Consider the following 20,773-nt stretch of genomic DNA (forward strand, 5'->3'; position numbering starts at 1 on the left):
GGGTGCGGAGGAGGAACGGCGGAATCAGGCGGCGGCCGGCGCGGGGCAGGCCGTCTCGGTGGCCAGGCGCCGCAGCGCGGCCTCGGCCAGCAGGGCGAGAGAGAGCAGCGCGACCGCGGGTTGCAGAGGCGCCCAGTAGCTCAGCGCCCCCGAGGTGCCCAGCAGGAGCAGAGCCGCCTTGTTGCAGACGGGGCAGCCGACGGCGAGGAAGGACAGCACCGCACCGGCCGACCCGAGCGAGCGCCCGGTCGTGTCGTCGGGCGACGAGACGGGTTGGGTGCGCACGTAGGTGGCGACCACGACGGCCGACAGCAGGGCGGTGAGGAGCAGCACGGGGTAGTTCCACCACACCGGCGGCACCGAGCGGGAGAACAGCGGGGTCGGGACGAGGGCCGTGGGTACACCCAGGACGACGATCGCCGACGGCGTGACAGCCGCCACGGCGATCCAGCGCCGACGGGGCCAACCGCGCAGGGCGGCCCATGCCGCCCGCGGAGAACGGGAAGAAGGCAACAACGAGGACTCTCAGGTCGTACGGGAACGGTCACGGGCGCGCGGAGATGCCGCGTCGGCCTATACGCGTCGTACGGAGAGCTCGGCGAGGTCGGGTGGGGACTCGGCCGGAGTGCGGCGCGGGGCGTACCCGTGCGCGAGTGCCCGGCCTGACTCCATGACGTCGTTCCCCACGAGCAGATTGCGTGTGAGGGAAGCGTGGATGCTGGGTTGCCGCTGCTCGGGCAGCGTCTTCTTCAGGCATGGAGCGTCCGCCACGGCGCCGGGCGCGCCCTGGCCGGAGTGCCCGAGCGCGTCGTGGCACACCGCTGCCCGGACGGAGGCCGCCGTCGCGGGACCTTTGGCCCCCGGCGAAGCGCTGGTGACACACAGCAGTGCGGCCAACAGGGTCAGCAGCGCGACAGCGGCGCCGATGACGCTGTGGCGCTTCCCACGCATCGCTGTCCCTTTCGCTCGTTCGTCCCGCACACGATAGAACAGATACCCCAGGGCGTATACGAACCGGGGTCCGGCGCGTCACCGGACGGGCACCGGAGAGCAGCCGGCACGAAGAAGCGCTCAGCGCCGCGATGTCGGCCGTCGAGCCGCGGGTAGCGGGGGCACTCACGGCGGTGAGGACACCGACTTCGCCACGAGCGCGACCAGTCCGTCCGGTCGCGTCGTGGTCGGCCACCCAGAAGGATAGAAAGGTGGGCGGAGTTTCAGATCAATCCGGGCATGAGGTGCCCGGTGCCTCCACGAGGACTCACCGGCCCCGTCGGCCTCGGCAGGGGGAGGACGCGAGGCGGCCGGGCTCGCTGCTGAGCGTGCACAGCCTCGCCGGCCAGGTCTTCCTGCTCCAGCTGGTGGTCGTGATGCTGCTCGTCGCCGCCGCCCTGGTAGCGCTCGTGGTGCAGGCTCGGCGCGACATCATGGCGGACGCCCGCCACCGGACGCTCACCGCGGCGCAGACGTTCGCGAACTCCCCGGGAATCGTGGCGGCACTGAACAGCGCGCATCCGAGCGCGGAGCTCCAGCCGCACGCCGAGGCGGCCCGGAAGAAGGCGGGCGTCGACGCCGTCATCGTGTACCGGCTGGACGGGATCACCCTCACCCACAGCGACCCGCGGATGATCGGGAAGCGCGTCATCGGGCCTTACGCCGCGGCGGCGACCGGCAAGCCGTTCACGAGCACCTTCAAGGGCTCCCTGGGGCTCTCCGTGGTCTCGGCGGTTCCCGTCAGGGGGCCCGACGGCTCGGTCATCGCCATCGTCTCCGTGCCCGTCACGGTCGAGACGGTGCAGCACAGGGTGAACCAGCAGCTGCCGGTCCTCCTCGGCAGCGCCGCCGCGGCCCTGGTCGTCGCCGCGGGCGGGTCGGGCCTGGTGAGCCGGCGGTTGCGGCGGCAGACCCACGGCCTGGGCCCGACGGAGATGACCCGGATGTACGAGCACCACGACGCGGTGCTGCACGCGGTGCGGGAGGGAGTGCTGATCGTCGGCGGTGACGGCCGGCTGCTGCTGGCCAACGACGAGGCACGGCGGCTCCTGGACCTGCCGCCGGACGCGGAGGGGCGGCACATCACGGCTCTCGGACTGGAGGAGGGCCTCGGCGGGCTGCTGGCCTCCGACCGCCCCGCGACGGACGAGGTGCACCTGGCGGCCGACCGGCTGCTCGCGGTCAGCAAGCGGCTCACCGCACCGCACGGACCGGTCGGCAGCGTGGTGACGCTCCGGGACACCACCGAGCTGCGGGCCCTCTCCGGCCGGGCGGAGGTGGCGCGCGAACGGCTGCAGTCGCTCTACGACGCCGGGCTGCGGATCGGCACCACACTCGATGTGAAGCGGACGGCCGAGGAACTGGCCGAGGTGGGGGTGACCCGGTTCGCCGACATCGTCACCGTCGATCTCCTGGACCCGGTCCTGCGCGGCGAGGAGGCCCCCGGCACGGCCGCCGGGATCACGGAACTGCGCCGCACCGCCGTCTCCGGTCTCGCCGCGGACCATCCCCTCTACCACGTCCGCGACCTGATCCGGTTCGTCCCGGCCCACCCCGTCTCCACGGCGATGGCCGAGGGCCGACCGGTCATGGTCGGGGACCTGAGCGCCTCCCACGACTGGCAGGCCCAGCACCCCGAACGAGCCCGGCGGGTTCTCGACCACGGCATCCACTCCCTGCTCGTGGTTCCCCTGCGGGCCCGTGGCGTGGTGCTGGGAGTGGTCGACTTCTGGCGCGCGAAGGGCTCCCCGCCGTTCGAGGACGAGGACGTGTCCTTCGCCGAGGAGCTGGCCGCCCGGGCGGCGGTGTGTGTCGACAACGCCCGCCGCTACACCCGCGAACACGCCATGGCCGTCACCCTGCAGCACAGCCTGCTGCCCCGCGCGCTGCCCGAGCAGTCCGCCCTCGACGTGGCCTACCGCTACCTGCCGGCCCAGGCCGGGGTGGGCGGGGACTGGTTCGACGTCATCCCGCTGTCCGGCACCCGGGTGGCGCTGGTCGTGGGCGACGTCGTGGGCCACGGGCTGCACGCCGCGGCGACCATGGGCCGGCTGCGCACCGCCGTGCGCAACTTCGCGGGCCTCGACCTGCCGGTGGAGGAGCTGCTGGGCCGGCTGGACGAGCTGGTGGCACAGATCGACGCCGAGGAGGTCGCCGCCGCGAAGGACGGGGAGGCGATGATCAGCGGGGCGACCTGCCAGTACGCCGTCTACGACCCCATCACCGGGAGGCTGGCCATCGCGACCGCCGGCCATCCGGGACCGGCGGTGGTCCGGCCCGACGGGACCGTGGACTTCCCCCGGCTGCCGGTCTCCCCGCCCCTGGGGCTCGGCGCCGGCCTCCCCGTCGAGACCGCCGAGTTCACCGTGCCCGAGGATTCCCGGCTGGTGCTCTACACCGACGGACTGATCGAGGACCGCACCAGGGACCTGGACGCCGGCCTGGAGGCACTGCGCGAGGCACTGACAGGGCCGCCCGGTCGCACGCCGGAGGCCATCTGCGCGACGGTGATGGAGGCCATGCTGTCGGACCGTCCCAAGGATGACATCGCGCTGCTGGTGGCCCGCACGTGCCGGCTCGGACCCGAGGAGGTCGCCGAGTGGGACGTGCCCCGTGACCCGGCGGCGGTGGCCCCGGCGCGCGCCGCCTGCGCCCGCCGGCTGACGGAGTGGGGACTGGAGGAGGTCGCCTTCACCGCCGAGGTCATCCTCAGCGAGCTGATCACCAATGCCGTCCGCTACGGTGCCGAGCCCATCGCCGTCCGGCTGCTGCGCACGGCGCCGCGCGACCCCGCCGCGAGCACACTGATCTTCGAGGTCTCCGACGGCAGCAGCACCTCGCCGCGGCTGCGCCGGGCGAAGGTCACCGACGAAGGCGGCCGCGGGCTCTTCATGGTCGCCCGCTTCGCCGAACGCTGGGGGACCCGGTACACGCCCACCGGCAAGGTCATCTGGGCCCAGCTGTCCCTGCACCAACCCGCCGGGCCGGAGGCGGAGGACCTCGGCGACATCCTGTTGGGCCAATGGGACGACACGGCGATGTGAGACGAGCGTGAGCGGACGTGCGGGAGCCGCGTTCGGCCGGGAAAGACGCTGATCGCGGGCCTCCCGGACGACATCCCGCCGTCGTGGCGGCCGGGTACGCTGGCCTCGATGACCACTTCGTCGGCGCGGTGGCCCCGGGGAAGCCGGGAGGCGCAGCGAAAGGCGCCTCTACGGCCCCGGGAATGCGGCCGGCAGCCGGCCGAGGTGCTCGTTCCCCCCACGCCCGGGAGCAGTCTTGACTACAGCGCGTGCCCGAACAGCGGCGGTCTTCGGCTGCTTCGCTCTCGTGGCACTGGGCCTGGGCGCCTGCGGGACCACACCGCCTCCCGGACCCGCGAAGCCGGCGGTGGCCACATCCGCCGAGAACATGGGCGGCATGTCCGCTCTGGTCGCCGCGGCGAAACGGGAGGGCGCGCTCAGAACGATCGCGCTGCCCGGTGACTGGGCCAACTACGGCGCGCTGATCGACGGCTTCGAGAAGAAGTACGGGATCAAGGTCACGGACGAGAATCCGCTCGGCCACAGCGAGGACGAGATCGACGCCCTGACGAAGAGGGGGCACCGGCCGACGGCACCCGACGTGATCGACGTCGGCGACACGTTCGCGCGGAAGGCCGCGGCGCGGAATCTGCTCGCGCCGTACAAGGTGGCCGCCTACGATTCCATCCCCGCCAGCCAGAAGGACGCGAAGGCCCGCTGGTACAACAACTACGGGGGCTACATCTCCATCGGCTGCGACGCCAACCGGGTCAAGCCCTGTCCGCAGACCTTCACCGACCTGCTGAAGCCCGGCTACAAGGGCAAGGTCGCACTCGAAGGCGACCCGCCGCGGTCGGCCACCGCCTTCGCCAGCGTCTACGCGGCCGCGCTGGCGAACAACGGGTCGTTCGACGACATCCAGCCCGGTCTCGACTTCTTCGCCGAGCTCGCAAGGAACGGCAACTTCAACCCCCTCAACTCCAACTCGGCGACCGTCCGGGACGGCCGGACCCCCATCAGCATCAACTGGGACTACATCAACCTCCAGTACGCCGACCAGCTCCGCGACAAGGGCGTGGACTGGCAGGTCGCGATCCCCTTCGACGGCAGCTTCGCCCAGTATTTCGCGCTGGCGATCAACAGGAACGCCCCGCACCCGGCGGCCGCCCGCCTGTGGCAGGAATACCTCTTCAGCCCAGAGGGCCAGAACCTCCGGCTGCGTGCCTACGCCCGCCCGGTGCTCATGGACGCCATGAGGCGGGACGGCACCCTCGACAAGGCCGCCGCCGCACAACTGCCGACGGTGGAGGGAACACCGCAGTTCCCGACGGACGCGCAACTGGAGAAGGCGCGGGAGACGGTCTCCGGGGGCTGGGCGAAGGCCGTCTCCGGCTAGCCGGGCCGCTCGCCCTCGCGCGTCCGCGGGCGCCCCGGCCACCGTCCTCCACGCGGAACGGCGGCGGGCGACGGGCGGCCACGGCCTGCCGCCCATGCTCCTGACGTCCTGTGAGCTGCCTCACCCAGCGCTGCCGGCCCGGCACGCGAAGTGCCTTGCCAGCGCCCTTCCCGCCCGTCCGGCGCCGTTCGGTGGCCGGATGCGTCAGTAATCTGTCATTGCAGCCAGTGCGGTACCCGATACAGGCTGTGACCGTGTTGGAGCGACGTGTTGTTGTGGTGGTGTACGCGGGCGCGATGGCCCTGGACATCACCGGACCGATTGAAGTGTTCGATACCGCGAACCGGCTTCTGGGCCCCTCGGGCACCCCCTACCGGACCGACTTCGTCTCCGCCGACGCACCTCTGGTGCGCACGAGTTCGGGGGTGGTGGTGGAGGCCTCGCCCCTGGAGTCGGGGCAGGGCCCGATCGACACGCTCCTCGTGCCGGGCGGGTGGAGTCTCGACGACGCGCTCCGGGACCGGGCGCTCGTGTCCTGGATCGGCGGGGCGGCGGCCCGGTCGCGCAGGGTCGCCTCCGTATGCGGCGGATCCTTCCTGCTGGCCGAGGCGGGACTCCTCGACGGCAGACGCGCCACCACGCACTGGGCCTACAGCGAGGCGATGGCGTGCCGCTATCCGGAAGTGACGGTGGACGCCGAGCCGATCTTCGTCTGGGACGGGCCCTTCGTGACCTCCGCGGGGGTGTCGACGGGCATCGACATGGCGCTGGCCCTGGTGGAGGCCGACCACGGGGCGGCGCTCGCGCTGGAGACGGCACGGTTTCTGGTGCTGTTCCTCAAGCGGCACGGAGGACAGTCGCAGTACAGCGCGGTCCTCGACGCCCAGCTGGCCGACCATCCACCGATCCGGGCGGCACAGGAGTGGATCCAGGACAACCTCGACAGCCCGCTGCCCGTCGCCGAGATCGCGCGGCAGGCCAACATGAGTCAGCGCAACTTCGCCCGGGTCTTCCGGCGCGAGGTGGGCATGACGCCCGGCCAGTACGTCGAGCGGACGCGTATCGCCCGCGCACGCGACCTGCTGGAAACCACGGACCTGACGATCGGCCAGATAGCCGGCCGCTGCGGATTCCCCGCCACCGAGACGTTCTTCCGCTCCTTCGGACGGACCCTCGGACTCACCCCCAGGGAGTACCGGCACCGCTTTCAGGTCGTCTCGCCGTCCGGCCTCATCGACAGGCACCACGAGAGGGAGGGGAGCCCCGCATGACCACCGGGACCTCGGAACCACGCGCGGCGGAAACGCTACGCCTGGTCGACCATCTGGCCGGGGAGCTCGCCCGGGCCGGCGTCACCCACATGTTCGGCGTCGGTGGCGCGAACATCGAGGACCTGTACGACGCCGTGCACCGCGGCGGAGCCGTCCGCGGCGTCGTGGCCAAGCACGAGTTCTCCGCCGTCACCATGGCCGACGGATACGCCCGCACCACCCGGCGCCTCGGCGTCGTCGCCGCCACCTCGGGCGGTGGGGCGATGAACCTCGTACCGGGTCTGGCGGAGGCGTACGCCTCCCGGGTGCCCGTGCTGGCCCTGGTGGGCCAGCCGCCGACCGGTCAGGAAGGGCACGGGGCGTTCCAGGACTCCAGCGGCAAGGCGGGCTCCTTCGACGCACGGGAGGTCTTCGCACCCGTCTCCCGGTTCTGCGCCCGGGTCGACGACGCGGACTCCCTCACGGAGTTGCTGCCCCGGGCAGTCGCGGCGGCACAGGCCGACCCACGCGGGCCGGCAGTGCTGCTGCTGCCCAAGGACGTGCAGCAGGCGCGGATCCGGGTGCCCACCCGCGACGCGCTCCCGCCACCGGGCGGCCCCGCGACGGCATCCGTGGCGCGGCTCGACACCGCCGCCGTCGGCGCCGCGTCGGACGCCCTTCGCCGGGCCGATCGCGTCCTCGTCATCGCCGGTGAGGGTGTCGCCGCCGCCGACGCGCGCGAGGACCTGGCCGAACTGGTCCGGTGTCTCGGGGCGTGGGTGGCGGTCACCCCGGACGCCAAGGACGTCTTCGACAACCGTGATCCCCGCTTCGCGGGCGTGGCCGGGGTGATGGGCCACGCCAACGTCGAGGAGTGTCTGCGGCGGGCCGACCTGTGCCTGCTGGCCGGCACCCGGCTGCCGCTCCTGGCGCGCGGCGGCCTCGAGCGGGCCCTGGCCACCACCGACGTCGTCTGCCTCGGCCCGGAACCACCGTTCGTGACCGGCACCGCCCTCCGGGGGAACCTGCGGGACGCGCTGCGTGCGGTGACCGCCCGGCTGCCGTCCCGCCCGCGTCCCTGCCCACCGCACGACGGCCCCCTTCCCGCACCCGCGCCGGGCCCGCCCGTCCAGGCCCGGGAGCGAACCGTCCCCCATGCCCAGGCGGTCGCCGCGGTGCAGGCGGCACTCCCCCAGGACGCGCACGTCTTCGTGGACGCCGGCAACGCGGGGGCCAGCGCGATCCACCTCCTTCCGGCACCGCGCCACGGCCGCTTCGTGGTGGCGGCCGGCATGGGCGGCATGGGCTACACCTTCGGCGCCGGCATCGGTGCCGCGCTCGCCACCGGGCGACGCACCTACGTCCTGGCCGGCGACGGGTCCTTCTTCATGCACGGGATGGAAGTGCACACCGCCGTGGAGTACGGCGCGCCCGTGACGTTCGTGATCTTCAACAACAACGCCCACGCCATGTGCGCGCTGCGGGAGGAGTTCCTCCAGGGCGGGGTCCGCGACGACGACCTGTTCGCCCGGACCGACCTCGCCGCCGGCGTGGCGGCCGCCTTCCCGTCCCTGCGGGCCACGGAGGTCACGGACGCCGCGCGACTGCGCACGGCACTGCTGCGCGGCAACGCGGGCGCCGGCCCGGCGCTGGTCGCCGTGGCCTGTGACCCGCGGGAGATCCCCCCGTTCCTTCCCTTCCAGTCCTTCACCGAAGCCGCCGAGAGCAAGGAGGGCTCAGATGAGCCAGAACCAGAAGCCGTCCGCGTTGGCTGACATCCCCGGCCTGGTCCGGATCGAGAACACCCCCAAGGAGGAACTGACCGCCCACTGCGTGGAGCTCACCCACGCGGTCTACCCCCACCATCAGGTCTACGGGCAGTACTGCACCATCCACGAGTACGTCGACTGCCCCCCGGAGCAGGCCTACGACTACCTGCGCCAGGGTCACCATCTGGAGGAGTGGACCTGCAGCCTGCGGGACTTCGAGCCCACCGGCACACCCGGGCTGTGGGCCGGCCGCGACCGGCTGGAGGACGACACCAGGATCTACTGCGAGGTGCTCGCGAACCCCGACGCCATGACCGTGGACTACCACTGCTCCTGGGACCAGGGCGAGAAGCTGTGGATGATCTACCTGATGCGTGTCGTCCCGGCACGACTGGTGCTCGACAAGCCGGGCTCGGTGATCACCTGGACCAACTGCCGGCACCCCTACTACGACGACAACCCGCACCCCGAGCTGGCTCCCCGCCCGGACCGGCCCTGGGTGGGCGACTACTGGGACCTCTTCTACGCGGGGCACACCGTGGAGATGCACAACCTCAAGGCCATCCTGGAGCACCGCCACCGGAGCGGTCTGCCGGTCGGTTCGGCTCCGGCGAGGACGGTGGCGCGGTGACCCCGGTCAGCCTCACCGACGTCGCGAGCTACCTGCCCGGCGAGCCGGTCCCCGCGGAGTTCTACACGGACTTCCCCGGAGCCGAGGACAAGCTCCGCGACCACCCCATGTTCAAGGTCCCGCCGTTACGGCACCACGTGGCCAGGGACGAGACCAACGCGGACATGGTGGAGCGCGCCGTACAGCCCCTGATCGAACGGCACGGCGCGGCGGAGATCCGGGGCGTGGACGTGCTCCTGGTGCACAGCCAGTTGCCGGACCTGCCGTTCGTGGGCGCCGGGACCGAGGTGGCGCGCCGGCTGGGCCTGAGGCCGGAGTGGCTCGTCGACGTGGGCAACGCGGGCTGTGCGTCGTTCGTGTACATGATGAAGCTGGCCCGGCAGATCCTCACCACCACCGAGGCGAAGACCGCGCTGATCTGCAACGCGCAGAGCGCCGCGGGGCAGTGGTTCACCCAGTCCGAGGTGCGCAGACTCGCCCAGGCGGCGATCCCGGGCGACGGGTGCGGGGTGGGGTACGTGACGGCCTCGGCGCAGTCGCCGGTCCTCGACGTGGAGACCCGGCACATCGGCGAGTACGCCGGCGACATGACCGTGGCGGTCGACGACGGCCGCAAGTACTGGGAGCCGGGCGAGTCCCAGCTGCGGATCGGTTTCACCGACGCCAGTGTCGCCAAGGTCCTGGCACGCGGTAACCGCCTCGTCCCCGAGGTGGTCACGGAACTGTGCCGGCGGCTCGGCGTGGCGAGTTCCGACATCGACGCCCTCATCACCAACCAGCCCAACCGCACCTTCCTGCGGAACTGGCGCGAGGCGCTGCGGCTGCCCGCCGAACGGCACCTGAACACCTTCGACGAGTACGGGAACCTGTTCGGAGCGGCGATCCCGGTGACCCTGGATCGCGCGATCGGCTCCGGGAAGGTGGCGGACGGGGACCTGGTGGTGCTCGGGGGTTTCGCCCACGCGGGCGACTTCGCCGGTGCCGTCGCGGTGCGGTGGCACGGCGGACGGGACTGATCCATGGACATCCCCGTGCTGCACCGACTCGCCCTGAACGAGAGCCCGTACCCCCCGCTGCCCTCGGTCCGCGAGGCGATGGGGCGGGCCGTGGCGCAGGCCCACCGCTACCCGCAGTTCCATCCCGACGACCTCACCGAGCGGATCGCCGCGTGGTGCCGGGTGGCCCCCGACCGCGTCGCGGTCGGCAGCGGATCGGTCGGCGTGGCCCTGCAGTCGCTCCAGGCAGTGGTCCGGCCCGGCGACACGGTGGTCTACGCCTGGCGCACGTTCGACGCCTACCCCCTCCTGGCCGCCATGGTCGGCGCCCGTCCTGTCCCCGTCCCCCTGTCGCCGGACGGGCACCAGGATCTGAGCGCCCTGCTCGCCGCGCTCGACCACCGCGCCCGCGTCGTGGTGCTGTGCAACCCCCACAACCCCACCGGAAGCCTCGTCACCGCCGGCGCGCTGTCGGCGTTCCTGCGTCAGGTCCCCCGGCACGTCACCGTGCTCCTCGACGAGGCGTACGTGGAGTTCGCCCGCGACACCGCTCTGCCGGATTCACTCGCGCTCCTGGACGCACACCCCAACCTGCTGGTCCTGCGCACCTTCTCCAAGGCCTACGGCCTCGCCGCCCTGCGGGTGGGCTACGGACTCGGTTCCCGCGACCTCGTGGCGCGGATCCGCCGGCAACAGCTGCCGTTCGGGATCAACGCGGTGGCCTCAGCGGCGGTGGAGGCGTCGCTGCGGGCCGAAGGCGAGCTGCGCCGGCGCGTGGACACCGTCGTCGCCGAACGCGAACGGCTCCGGCGCGAGCTCGTGTCGCTCGGCTGGCGCGTACGCCCCGGCCATGCCAACTGCGTCTGGCTCGCCGCGCCCGATCCGGTCGACGAGGGCGCCGCGGCACTCACCGGCGCCGGTGTCCAGGCGCGCCACTACCCCGGCGAGGGACTGCGGCTCACCGTCGGCGACCGGAAGGCCAACGACACCGTGCTGACCGCGCTGGGGGGAGTGCCCGCACCGGGCTCGGACCGGGCGTTTGTGCTGCCCCTGCGGCGGGCCGATCCTTGAGAAAGGAGCGAGGACGGACATGCGATGACCACACCATCGAATGGACTCGAGGCGGCCGGGAACGGCGACCCCCTCCGGGTCACACGGGCCGCCGCCGTCCTGCTGGACGGCCTGGGACGGGTCACCGGATGGAGTCCGGAGGCCGAAGAACTGCTCGGCTACGAGGCGCAGGAGGTCCTCGGGCACTCGATCGACACCCTGTCGGCACAGCCGGACGGGGAGGACGCCGCCGCCGCGAGGTGGTGGCAGCAGCCGCGGCTCCCCGAGTGCCACCACAGCGGCACGTTCCGTCACCGGTCCGGTCGCCTGCTGCCGGTGGCGGCCGTCTGCCGCCGGCTGCCCGACACGGTCGCGGGCCCGGCCGTCCTGCTGCTCCTCGCGGACGCCGCGGATTTCCGGGACTGGCAGATGCGGCAGGCCATGCTGCACGGCATCACCACCCAGTCCCCCGTGGCCCTGACGATCTACGGCCCCGACCTGCGGGTGGCGTGGGCGAACGCGGCGGCCCGGCTGGAACTGCCCGGGCCGTTCACCCACTACCTGGGGCGCACCGAGGACGAGCTGTACCCGGGCAGCCAGGTGCTGTCCGCCCAGTACCCGTCCACGGTCACCCAGCTCATGAGCCGGGTCCTCGACTCCGGGCAGACCGTCGTCGGCCTCCAGTACCGCGGCCGCCCGCCGTCCGATCCCAGCCGTGACCACGTGTGGTCACTGTCCTACTACCGGCTCCAGGACCCGGAGGGCCGGCCCCTGGGAGTGTGCGAGGAGTCGGTGGACGTCACCGACCTCCACCACGCGCAGCAGCGGCTGGCTCTGCTCAACGAGGCCAGTGTGCTGATCGGGAGCACCCTCGACCTCGGCCGCACGGTCCAGGAACTGGCCGAGATCCTGGTGCCCCGGGTCGCCGACTTCACCGCCGTCGACCTGCTCGGCGACGTGCTGTCCGGCCGGGAGCCCGACGCTCGTGCCGCCGGCCGGACGGACGCCATGCGCCGGGTCGTCCACCGCTCCGTCCGCGAGGACCTGCCCGAGGCCGTCGTCACTCCCGGCCAGACGGTCGTCTATCCGGAGGGGTCCCCGCAGGGGCAGTGCCTGGCGGACGGGCATCCCATCCTGCACGCCGTCGTGGACCCGTCCAGCCCCTGGCTGCTTCAGGACCCCGTGCGCAGCGCACTCGCGCGCACGTTGGGCATACATTCCCACCTGGTGGTTCCGCTCCGGGCCCGCGGGATCACCATGGGGGTGGCCACCCTCATGCGCTGGCGCACCCCGGAGCCCTTCGCCGCCGAGGACCTGCTGCTCGTCGAGGAACTCGCCGCCCGCGCCGCCGTGTGCATCGACAACGCACGCCGGTACACCCGCGAGCACCAGTCGGCGCTCACCCTGCAGCGCAGCCTGCTGCCGCACGAGCTGCCCGCCCACGCGGCCGTGGAGGCCGCCTACCGCTATCTGCCCGCGGACACCGAGGCGGGAGTGGGCGGCGACTGGTTCGACGTGCTGCCCCTGGCCTGCGCCCGGGTGGGGCTGGTCGTCGGAGACGTCGTCGGCCACGGCATCCACGCCACGGCGACCATGGGACGGCTGCGCACCGCGGTGCACACGCTGGCCGACCTGGATCTGCCGCCCGACGAGCTGCTCTCCCACCTCGACGACCTGGTCGGCCGGCTGGCGCAGGAGGCGGAGGCGGCGTACCCCGGCCAGGTCGAGGGCGTGGTCGGCGCGAGCTGCCTGTACGGGATCTACGACCCCGTCACCCGCCGCGCCACCTTCGCCCGCGCGGGCCATCCGCCGCCCGCGCTCGCCCACCTGGACAAGGTGGTGGAGTTCCCCGAGATCCCGGCGGGGCCGCCGCTGGGCATCGGCGGGCTGCCGTTCGAGTCGGCCGAGTTCGACATCCCGGACGGCTCCGTGCTGGCCCTCTACACCGACGGCCTGGTCACGGCCTCCGACGGCGACCCGGACACCGGCCTGGAACGGCTGACCTTCGCGCTCGCCCACCCCGACCGGCCCCTGGAGGAGATCTGCGACACCATGGAGCGGTCCCTGCTGCCGGACCGCCCCCCGGACGACGTCGCCTTCCTCGTCGCCCGCCCCCGCCCGCTGCCGGGCGAGGACGTCGTCTCCTGGGATCTGGCCTTCGAGCCGGCCGCGGTGGGACAGGCCCGCAGGCTGACCGACGCGCGCCTCGCGCAGTGGGAGCTGGAGGATCTGTCGTTCTCCGTCGAGCTGATCGTCAGCGAACTGGTCACCAACGCGATCCGGCACGCCCGCGGCCCCGTCGGGCTCCGTCTGATCCGCTCCTCGAACCGGCTGATCTGCGCGGTCTCCGACCACAGCAGCACCTCCCCCCATCTGCGACGGGCCCAGGTCGTCGAGGAAGGCGGCCGGGGCCTGTTCCTCGTGGCCCAGTTCGCCCTGCGCTGGGGGACCCGCTACGCGGGAGACGGCAAGACCATCTGGGCGGAGCTGCCCCTCCCCGGCCCGGAGACGGGCCGAGGGCGGTCGGCCGGCGGGCCCGACCTGGACGCGTTCGTGGCGTCCCTACCGTAGCGGCGTGCCCGCCGGGGCATGTCCGGCCCGCGTCCCGGCCGCCGCCCGGCCCCCTTCACCCGGTGCCGACCGGCGCCGGTGGTGGTCAGGAGCCCACGCGTTCCCAGCCGCGGCGCGGGGGGCGGGTGCCGAGGCGGGGGTCCCGGCTGCGGTAGACGATGTACGGGCGGGTCAGGTAGCCGAGGGGCGCCGTGAGCATGTGCACGAGCCGGGTGAAGGGCCAGAAGGCGAAGAGGAGCAGGGCGCTGAGGGCGTGCAGACGGAAGAGGAGCGGGGCGCCGGCCATCAGGGCCGGGTCGGGTGTGAAGGAGAAGAGGGAGCGGAACCAGGGCGAGATGGTCTCGCGGTAGTCGTAGCCCCCGCCGACGAGGTTCGCGGCCACTGTGGCGGCCAGTCCGAGCACGATGGTGAGGCTCAGCGAGACGTACATGGCCTTGTCGTTGCGGGTGGTGGCGGAGAAGACCGGGCCGACGGTGCGGCGCCGGTAGACGAGGATCGCGAGGCCGCCCACGGTGGCGACCCCGGCGACGGTGCCGAGGAGGACCGCGGAGACGTGGTAGGCGTGCTCGCCGATGCCGAGGGCCTCGGTCCAGCTCTTCGGGACGAGCAGGCCCCCGATGTGGCCGAGGAGCACGAGCAGGATGCCGAAGTGGAACAGCGGGCTGCCGATGCGCAGCAGCCGCCTCTCGTACAGCTGGGAGGAGCGCGTGGTCCAGCCGAACTTGTCGTAGCGGTAGCGCCAGATGTGGCCGAGGACGAACACCGCGAGACTGACGTACGGCAGGACGACCCACAGCAGGATGCTCCCGGTGCCGGGCTCGGCCGCCAGGACCGGGGAGTGCGCGGGTGGGTTCATCGGGGGCCTCCCGCGGGGTCGGGCATGAACGAGGCGGGTGTGTAGGGGGCGAGGCCGACCTGTTCCTCGGGCGGCCCCTGGGCGGCGAGCCGGCCGATGGCCGCGTGTTCGTCGCCGCCGAGCGCGGGCAGGGTCGCGGAGACGGAGGTGAGCACGTGCGCCCAGGGCGAGCCGGCGTCGCGCAGGGCCAGGCGGAGCAGTTCCAGTCCCGCGCGGTGGTCGGTGAGCAGGCGCGCGCCGACGGCGGGTTCGGCGGCGGCGAACTCCAGGACGACGGCGAGGTGGTCGGGCAGTTCGTCCTCGCCCAGGCGCCAGCCGGCGGCGGCGTAGGTCTGCTTCAGCCGCAGCAGGGCGATCCCCCGTTTCCGGGTGTCGCCGTGGGCGTAGTAGGTGAGGTAGGGGCAGCAGCGCCGGCGGTGGTCGAAGGTGGCGACGTAGTCGGCGGCGAGGTCGTGCGGCGGGGTGCGCTCGGCCTGTTCGGCGAAGACGCGGAGGGGGCCGGCGACCGCCTCGGGCTGGGTGGCGGCGACGCGGCGGGCGAGGGTGAGGCGCTCGGGCAGCCGCTCGTCGGGGTAGGCCAGCAACAGCGACTGGGCCTGCCAGGCCAGGGCTACGCGGGCGTCGGCGGCGGGCGGCCTCATGTCGTGCCGTCCTCACGGTCGTCGGCGGCGGGTGGGAAGAGGCCGGGCGGGTGTCCCTTGCCGTCCCAGTTCAGGAGGTTGACGCGGTCGCCCTTGTCCTGCGGGGCGGCGGGGGTGTCGCTGGTCTGCCGGTCGCGCAGGGCCCGGTAGGTCTCCACCGCGATCGGGGCGGCGCCGCCTGAGGTCTCGCCGAACGGGCCGGAGCCTCCCATGCCGGGGCCGCCCTCGTAGTCGAGGCTGCACTCGGTGGCCAGTTCCTCCAGGCGGTGGGCCTGTTCGGCGTGGGCGGGCGGGATGACGTACCGCTCGTCGTACTTGGCGAGCGCCAGCAGCCGGTACATGTCGTACATCTCCTCCTCGCTCATGCCGACGCGCGCGGGGATGGCGGCGTCCGGTTCGCGGCCGAGGTTGATGTCGCGCATGTAGGAGCGCATGGCGGCCAGGCGGCGCAGTACCGCGTCGACCGGGGCGGGGTCGCCGGCGGTGAACAGCCGGGCGAGGTAGTCGACGGGGATGCGCAGGGCGTCGACGGCGGCGAAGAGGGTGCGGTGGTCCTCGGCGTCGTGGCCGGTGTCGCGGACAACGTCGACGACCGGCGAGAGCGGCGGGATGTACCAGACCATGGGCAGGGTGCGGTACTCGGGATGCAGCGGCAGGGCGACCCGGTAGGTGTTGATCAGGGCGTGCACCGGGGAGCGCCGGGCCGCCTCGACCCAGTCGCGGGGGATGCCGGCGCGCTCCGCCTCCGCGGCGACCCGCGGGTCGTCCGGGTCGAGGAAGACCTCGCGCTGCGCCTCGTACAGGCCGGTGTCGTCCGGGGTGGAGGCGGCCGCCAGGACGCGGTCGGCGTCGTAGAGGACGAGGCCGATGTAGCGCAGCCGGCCGACGCACGTCTCGGAGCAGACGGTGGGCAGGCCCACCTCGACGCGCGGGAAGCAGAAGGTGCACTTCTCCGCCTTGCCGGTGCGGTGGTTGAAGTAGACCTTCTTGTACGGGCACCCGGTCACGCACATCCGCCAGCCGCGGCAGCGGTCCTGGTCGACGAGGACGATGCCGTCCTCGGTGCGCTTGTAGATCGCGCCGGAGGGACAGGAGGCCGCGCAGGACGGGTTGAGGCAGTGCTCGCAGATCCGCGGCAGGTAGAACATGAAGGTCTGCTCGAACTCGAACCTGATCTTCTGGGAGACCTCGTTCAGCAGGACGTCCTTCTCGCCGTGGTCGGCCGAACCGCCGAGGTCGTCGTCCCAGTTGGCCGACCAGGTGATCTTCATGTCCTTGCCGGTGATCAGGGACTTGGGCCGGGCGACCGGGGTGTGCTCCTGCAGGGGGGCGTTGGTCAGGTTCTCGTAGTCGTAGGTCCACGGCTGGTAGTAGTCGTCGAGGCTCGGCAGCACGGGGTTGGAGAAGATCGTGACCAGCTTCTTGAACCGGCCGCCCGCCTTCAGGGTGAGCCGCCCGCGCTTGTTGAGCTCCCAGCCGCCGCGCCACCTGTCCTGGTCCTCGTAGCGGCGCGGGTAGCCCTGGCCGGGGCGGGTCTCGACGTTGTTGAACCAGACGTACTCGACTCCCGTGCGGTTGGTCCACGCCTGTTTGCAGGTGACCGAGCAGGTGTGGCAGCCGATGCACTTGTCGAGGTTCATCACCATCGCCATCTGGGCCATCACACGCATGATCAGTACTCCACGTCCTGCGAGGACCGCTGGCGGACGACCGTGACCTCGTCGCGCTGGTTGCCGGTCGGTCCCAGATAGTTGAAGGCGTACGACAGTTGGGCGTAGCCGCCGATCAGATGGCTCGGTTTGATCAGCAGGCGGGTCAGGGAGTTGTGGATGCCGCCGCGCCTGCCGGTGGTCTCGGTGCGGGGGACGTCGATCAGCCGGTCCTGGGCGTGGTGCATGTAGACGGTGCCCTCGGGCATCCGGTGCGAGACGACCGCGCGCGCGGCGACCACGCCGTTGCGGTTGACCGCCTCGATCCAGTCGTTGTCCCGTACGCCGATCCTCGCCGCGTCGGCGGTGGACATCCACAGGGTCGGGCCGCCCCGCGACAGCGAGAGCATGAACAGGTTGTCCTGGTACTCGGAGTGGATGGACCACTTGTTGTGCGGGGTCAGGTAGCGCAGGGTCACGCCGAGTTCGCCCCGCTCGCCGAGGCGTGGCTCGCCGAACAGGGCGTGCATGTTCAACGGGGGCCGGTAGACGGGGAGTTGTTCGCCCAGCGCGGTGATCCAGTCGTGGTCGAGATAGAAGTGCTGGCGTCCGGTGAGGGTGTGCCAGGGCTTGAGCCGCTCAACGTTGACGGTGAACGGCGAGTAGCGGCGTCCGCCGGTCTCCGAACCGGACCACTCGGGGCTGGTGATGACCGGGACGGGCGCGGCCTGGGTGTCGGCGAAGGTGATCCGCTTGCCTTCGTGCTCGGCGGCCAGGTCGGCCAGCGGCCGGCCGGTGCGGGCCTCCAGGGTGCGGAAGCCCTGGGTGGCGAGGTGGCCGTTGGTGGTGCCGGACAGGGCGAGGATCGCCTCGCAGGCCTGGGCGTCCCGGGCGATCGACGGGCGCCCGTCGGCGACTCCCCCGCGCACGGTGCCGTTCTTGTGCCGCAGGTGGTCCAGCTCGCGCTCGACGTGGAAGGTGACGCCCTTGGTGGTCGCGCCGAGGCTGTCGAGCAGCGGGCCGAGCGCGGCCATCTTCTGCGCCACGGCGCCGTAGTCGCGCTCCACGGTGAGCAGTTTCGGCATGGTCCGGCCCGGCACGGGGTCGCACTCGCCCGCCTTCCAGTCGCGGACCGTGCCGTGCGGGTTGGCCAGTTCGTCGGGGGTGTCGTGCAGCAGCGGCGCGGCCACCACGTCCCGGCGCGCCCCGAGGTGCGTGGCGGCCTGGCGGCTGAACTCGCGGGCCAGGGTGTGGAAGGCGTCCCAGTCGGTGCGGGTCTGCCAGGGCGGGGCGATGGCCGGATTGAAGGCGTGCACGAACGGGTGCATGTCCGTGCTCGACAGGTCGTGCTTCTCGTACCAGGTCGCGGCGGGCAGGACCACGTCCGAGAACAGCGTGGTGCTGGTCATGCGGAAGTCGAGGGTCAGCAGCAGGTCGAGCTTGCCCTCCGGGGCCCGCTCCCGCCACACCACGTCCCGCGGGCGCGCACCGGGCGGGGCCTCGGTGGCGCGCACCGAGGAGTCGGCGCCCAGCAGGTGCTTGAGGAAGTACTCGTTGCCCTTGGCAGAGGAGCCCAGCAGGTTGGCCCGCCACACGGTCAGGACGCGGGGGAAGTTCTCCGGCGCGTCCGGGTCCTCGCCCGCGAACCGCAGGCGCCCCGAACGCAGTTCACCGACCACGTGCTCCGCTACGTCCCGCCCCGCCCGGTCGGCCTCGTCGGCCAGGTCCAGCGGGTTGCGGTCGAAGGTCGGGTACGACGGCATCCAGCCCATCCGCGCCGAGGCGGCGATCACGTCGGCCGTGGTCCGGTCCGCGAACGGGCCGCCCGCGCCGGCCGCCGCGAGGGTCCCGGCGGAGAACGGGTCGTAGCGGAACTGGTCACTGTGCAGGTACCAGTAGGCGGTCTGGATCATCTGCCGGGCCGGGCGGTGCCAGTCGGCGGCGGTGGCGATCGACTGGTAGCCGGTGAGGGGGCGGACCTTCTCCTGCCCCACGTAGTGGGCCCAGCCGCCGCCGTTGACGCCCTGGCAGCCGGTCAGCGTGGTCAGGGTCAGAAAGGCGCGGTAGATGGTGTCCGAGTGGAACCAGTGATTGGTGCCCGCGCCCATCACGATCATCGAACGGCCGCCGGAATCCTCGGCGTTGGCCGCGAACTCGCGGGCGATCCGGGCCGCGCGTCCGGCGTCCACGCCCGTGATCGCGGCCTGCCAGGCCGGGGTGTACGGTTCGCCCGCGTCGTCGTATCCGGCCGGCCACCGGCCCGGCAGGCCCGCGCGGGCCACGCCGTACTGGGCGAGGAGCAGGTCGTACACCGTGGTCACGGTACGGCCGGCGATCCGGCGTACCGGGACTCCGCGCAGCAGGCGCCCCGCGCTCCCGTCCGGGGCGTCGAACCGGGGCAGTTCGACGGCGACCGGGGCCTGTCCTGCGCCCTCGGCGGACAGCAGGGGGTCGAGGTCTCCGAGGTCCAGGTTCCACTTCCCGGCGCCGGACTCGCCGTACCGGTCGCCGAGGGTGCCGCCCGGCACCACCGGCCGCCCGGTGGCCGCGTCCAGCAGCACCGTGCGGAACGCGGCGTGCTCGGCCGCGGCGTGCGCGCCGCCGAGGTCGGCCGCGGTGAGGAACTTGCCGGGCCGGTACGTGGGCGGCCGCCCGCCGGGACCGCCGCCCGCGGCCGCCGCACCCGGTCCGTCCTGCCCGCTCGTCCCCGCCGGTCCGTCCTGCCCGCTCGTCCCCGCCGGTCCGTCCTGCCCGTCCGTGAGCTCGTCGAGGACGACCAGGAACGGCAGGTCCGTGTACCGCTTGACGTAGTGGGTGAAGCGGGGCGTGGGCCGGTCGACGAAGAACTCCTTGAGGACCACGTGGCCCATGGCCATCGCCAGGGCCCCGTCGGTGCCGGGCTGCGGAGCGAGCCACTCGTCGGCGAACTTCACGTTGTCCGCGTAGTCCGGGGAGACCGCCACGACCTTCTGGCCGCGGTAGCGCGCCTCGGCCATCCAGTGGGCGTCCGGGGTGCGGGTCACCGGCAGGTTCGACCCCCACATGATCAGGTAGCCGGCGTCCCACCAGTCCCCCGACTCCGGTACGTCCGTCTGGTCGCCGAACACCTGCGGGGAGGCGACCGGGAGGTCCGCGTACCAGTCGTAGAAGGACAGCATCACGCCGCCGAGCAACGAGTAGAAGCGGGACCCGGCGGCGTGCGAGACCATCGACATCGCCGGGATCGGCGAGAACCCGGCCAGCCGGTCAGGGCCGTACTTCTTGATGGTGTGGACGTGCGCGGCGGCGACCATCTCCACCGCCTCGTCCCAACTCGCCCGCACCAGTCCGCCCTTGCCGCGGGCCGCCTTGTAGCGGCGGGCGCGCTCGGGGTCGGAGACGATCTCGGCCCAGGCCGCGACCGGATCGCCGAGCCGGGCCCTGGCCTCCCGGTACATCGTCAGCAGCACACCGCGCACGTAGGGGTAGCGGACCCGGGTGGGCGAGTAGGTGTACCAGGAGAAGGCGGCGCCGCGGGGGCAGCCGCGCGGTTCGTACTCCGGCCGGTCCGGGCCCACCGACGGGTAGTCGGTCTGCTGCGCCTCCCAGGTGATGATGCCGTCCTTGACGAACACCTTCCACGAGCAGGAGCCGGTGCAGTTCACGCCGTGCGTGGAGCGCACCACCTTGTCGTGCGACCACCGGTCCCGGTAGAACTCGTCGGCCTGCCGACCCCCCACCTTGTGCAGGGTGCGCAGGTCCTCGGAGATCTCCGCCCGGGTGAAGAACCGTCGGCTGCGCACCAGCGCCTCCGTCAGTTCACCGTCCAGGCCCGCCCGCTCCGGGCTCGTTTCCGTGCTCACCGCGGCACTCCGCTCCCGGGCACGCGACCCGTTCCGTCGTGATCGGTCCGGCCGGGTCCGACTGTACGACCATCGTCCCCCCGGTGGTCAACAGCCACGCCCGGAACACT

General features: G+C 72.6%; 14 protein-coding genes. 8 read left to right on the forward strand and 6 right to left on the reverse strand.

Annotated elements, in window-relative coordinates:
• Positions 1 to 24: 24 nt before the first annotated feature.
• Complete coding sequence (locus ACIPM1_RS10145) at positions 25 to 516, reverse strand: hypothetical protein (protein ID WP_402431549.1); 492 nt, start codon at positions 514 to 516, stop codon at positions 25 to 27.
• A 57-nt stretch (positions 517 to 573) separates the two neighbouring features.
• Positions 574 to 951 (reverse strand): hypothetical protein, encoded by a 378-nt coding sequence (locus tag ACIPM1_RS10150; RefSeq protein WP_402431552.1) that lies wholly within the window; start codon positions 949 to 951, stop codon positions 574 to 576.
• 359 nt (positions 952 to 1,310) lie between these two features.
• Between ACIPM1_RS10150 and ACIPM1_RS10155 the strand changes: the two genes are divergently transcribed.
• From ACIPM1_RS10155 to ACIPM1_RS10190, 8 genes are all read left to right on the forward strand, one after another.
• Complete coding sequence (locus ACIPM1_RS10155; RefSeq protein WP_402431879.1) at positions 1,311 to 4,034, forward strand: SpoIIE family protein phosphatase; 2,724 nt, start codon at positions 1,311 to 1,313, stop codon at positions 4,032 to 4,034.
• A 235-nt stretch (positions 4,035 to 4,269) separates the two neighbouring features.
• Positions 4,270 to 5,409, forward strand: coding sequence for an ABC transporter substrate-binding protein (locus ACIPM1_RS10160; RefSeq protein WP_402431554.1), 1,140 nt, complete (start codon positions 4,270 to 4,272; stop codon positions 5,407 to 5,409).
• 254 nt (positions 5,410 to 5,663) lie between these two features.
• The gene (locus tag ACIPM1_RS10165) at positions 5,664 to 6,680 is read left to right on the forward strand and encodes a GlxA family transcriptional regulator (protein WP_402431557.1); all 1,017 of its coding nucleotides are present in this window, start codon (positions 5,664 to 5,666) and stop codon (positions 6,678 to 6,680) included.
• Positions 6,677 to 8,434 (forward strand): thiamine pyrophosphate-binding protein, encoded by a 1,758-nt coding sequence (locus ACIPM1_RS10170; RefSeq protein ID WP_402431560.1) that lies wholly within the window; start codon positions 6,677 to 6,679, stop codon positions 8,432 to 8,434. Before ACIPM1_RS10165 ends, ACIPM1_RS10170 begins: the two co-directional genes overlap by 4 nt.
• On the forward strand, positions 8,400 to 9,059 hold the full coding sequence (locus ACIPM1_RS10175; RefSeq protein ID WP_402431563.1) for an SRPBCC family protein: 660 nt from the start codon (positions 8,400 to 8,402) through the stop codon (positions 9,057 to 9,059). The genes ACIPM1_RS10170 and ACIPM1_RS10175 overlap by 35 nt, the downstream gene beginning before the upstream one ends.
• A complete protein-coding gene (locus ACIPM1_RS10180; RefSeq protein ID WP_402431566.1) occupies positions 9,056 to 10,075 on the forward strand; it encodes a 3-oxoacyl-ACP synthase III family protein in 1,020 nt (339 codons plus the stop codon). The genes ACIPM1_RS10175 and ACIPM1_RS10180 overlap by 4 nt, the downstream gene beginning before the upstream one ends.
• Positions 10,076 to 10,078: 3 nt before the next feature.
• Positions 10,079 to 11,125 carry a histidinol-phosphate transaminase gene (locus ACIPM1_RS10185; protein ID WP_402431569.1) on the forward strand — a complete coding sequence of 349 codons (1,047 nt, stop codon included), beginning with the start codon at positions 10,079 to 10,081 and terminating at the stop codon, positions 11,123 to 11,125.
• 24 nt (positions 11,126 to 11,149) lie between these two features.
• Complete coding sequence (locus ACIPM1_RS10190; RefSeq protein ID WP_402431572.1) at positions 11,150 to 13,675, forward strand: SpoIIE family protein phosphatase; 2,526 nt, start codon at positions 11,150 to 11,152, stop codon at positions 13,673 to 13,675.
• An 85-nt stretch (positions 13,676 to 13,760) separates the two neighbouring features.
• Here the strand turns inward: ACIPM1_RS10190 and narI are convergent, their stop codons facing one another.
• From narI to ACIPM1_RS10210, 4 genes are read right to left on the reverse strand one after another with little or no spacing between them, the layout of a single operon-like run.
• Entirely contained in the window at positions 13,761 to 14,531 is a 771-nt protein-coding gene (gene narI / locus ACIPM1_RS10195) for a respiratory nitrate reductase subunit gamma (RefSeq protein ID WP_402431575.1), read from the reverse strand.
• Entirely contained in the window at positions 14,528 to 15,172 is a 645-nt protein-coding gene (gene narJ / locus ACIPM1_RS10200) for a nitrate reductase molybdenum cofactor assembly chaperone (protein ID WP_402431578.1), read from the reverse strand. The genes narI and narJ overlap by 4 nt, the downstream gene beginning before the upstream one ends.
• The gene (narH, locus tag ACIPM1_RS10205) at positions 15,169 to 16,842 is read right to left on the reverse strand and encodes a nitrate reductase subunit beta (RefSeq protein ID WP_402431581.1); all 1,674 of its coding nucleotides are present in this window, start codon (positions 16,840 to 16,842) and stop codon (positions 15,169 to 15,171) included. Before narH ends, narJ begins: the two co-directional genes overlap by 4 nt.
• Positions 16,843 to 16,844: 2 nt before the next feature.
• On the reverse strand, positions 16,845 to 20,663 hold the full coding sequence (locus tag ACIPM1_RS10210; protein ID WP_402431584.1) for a nitrate reductase subunit alpha: 3,819 nt from the start codon (positions 20,661 to 20,663) through the stop codon (positions 16,845 to 16,847).
• Between the last annotated feature and the right edge of the window lie 110 nt (positions 20,664 to 20,773).

The sequence above is a fragment of the Streptomyces sp. NPDC086766 genome (assembly GCF_044746005.1).
Taxonomy (GTDB): domain Bacteria; phylum Actinomycetota; class Actinomycetes; order Streptomycetales; family Streptomycetaceae; genus Streptomyces.

Coding starts and splice junctions, on each gene's coding strand:
- ACIPM1_RS10150 (WP_402431552.1), bottom strand. CDS start 951: ATGCGTGGGAAGCGCCACAGCGTCATCGGCGCCGCTGTCGCGCTGCTG.
- ACIPM1_RS10170 (WP_402431560.1), top strand. CDS start 6,677: ATGACCACCGGGACCTCGGAACCACGCGCGGCGGAAACGCTACGCCTG.
- ACIPM1_RS10175 (WP_402431563.1), top strand. CDS start 8,400: ATGAGCCAGAACCAGAAGCCGTCCGCGTTGGCTGACATCCCCGGCCTG.
- ACIPM1_RS10185 (WP_402431569.1), top strand. CDS start 10,079: ATGGACATCCCCGTGCTGCACCGACTCGCCCTGAACGAGAGCCCGTAC.
- ACIPM1_RS10190 (WP_402431572.1), top strand. CDS start 11,150: ATGACCACACCATCGAATGGACTCGAGGCGGCCGGGAACGGCGACCCC.
- narI (WP_402431575.1), bottom strand. CDS start 14,531: ATGAACCCACCCGCGCACTCCCCGGTCCTGGCGGCCGAGCCCGGCACC.
- narJ (WP_402431578.1), bottom strand. CDS start 15,172: ATGAGGCCGCCCGCCGCCGACGCCCGCGTAGCCCTGGCCTGGCAGGCC.
- narH (WP_402431581.1), bottom strand. CDS start 16,842: ATGCGTGTGATGGCCCAGATGGCGATGGTGATGAACCTCGACAAGTGC.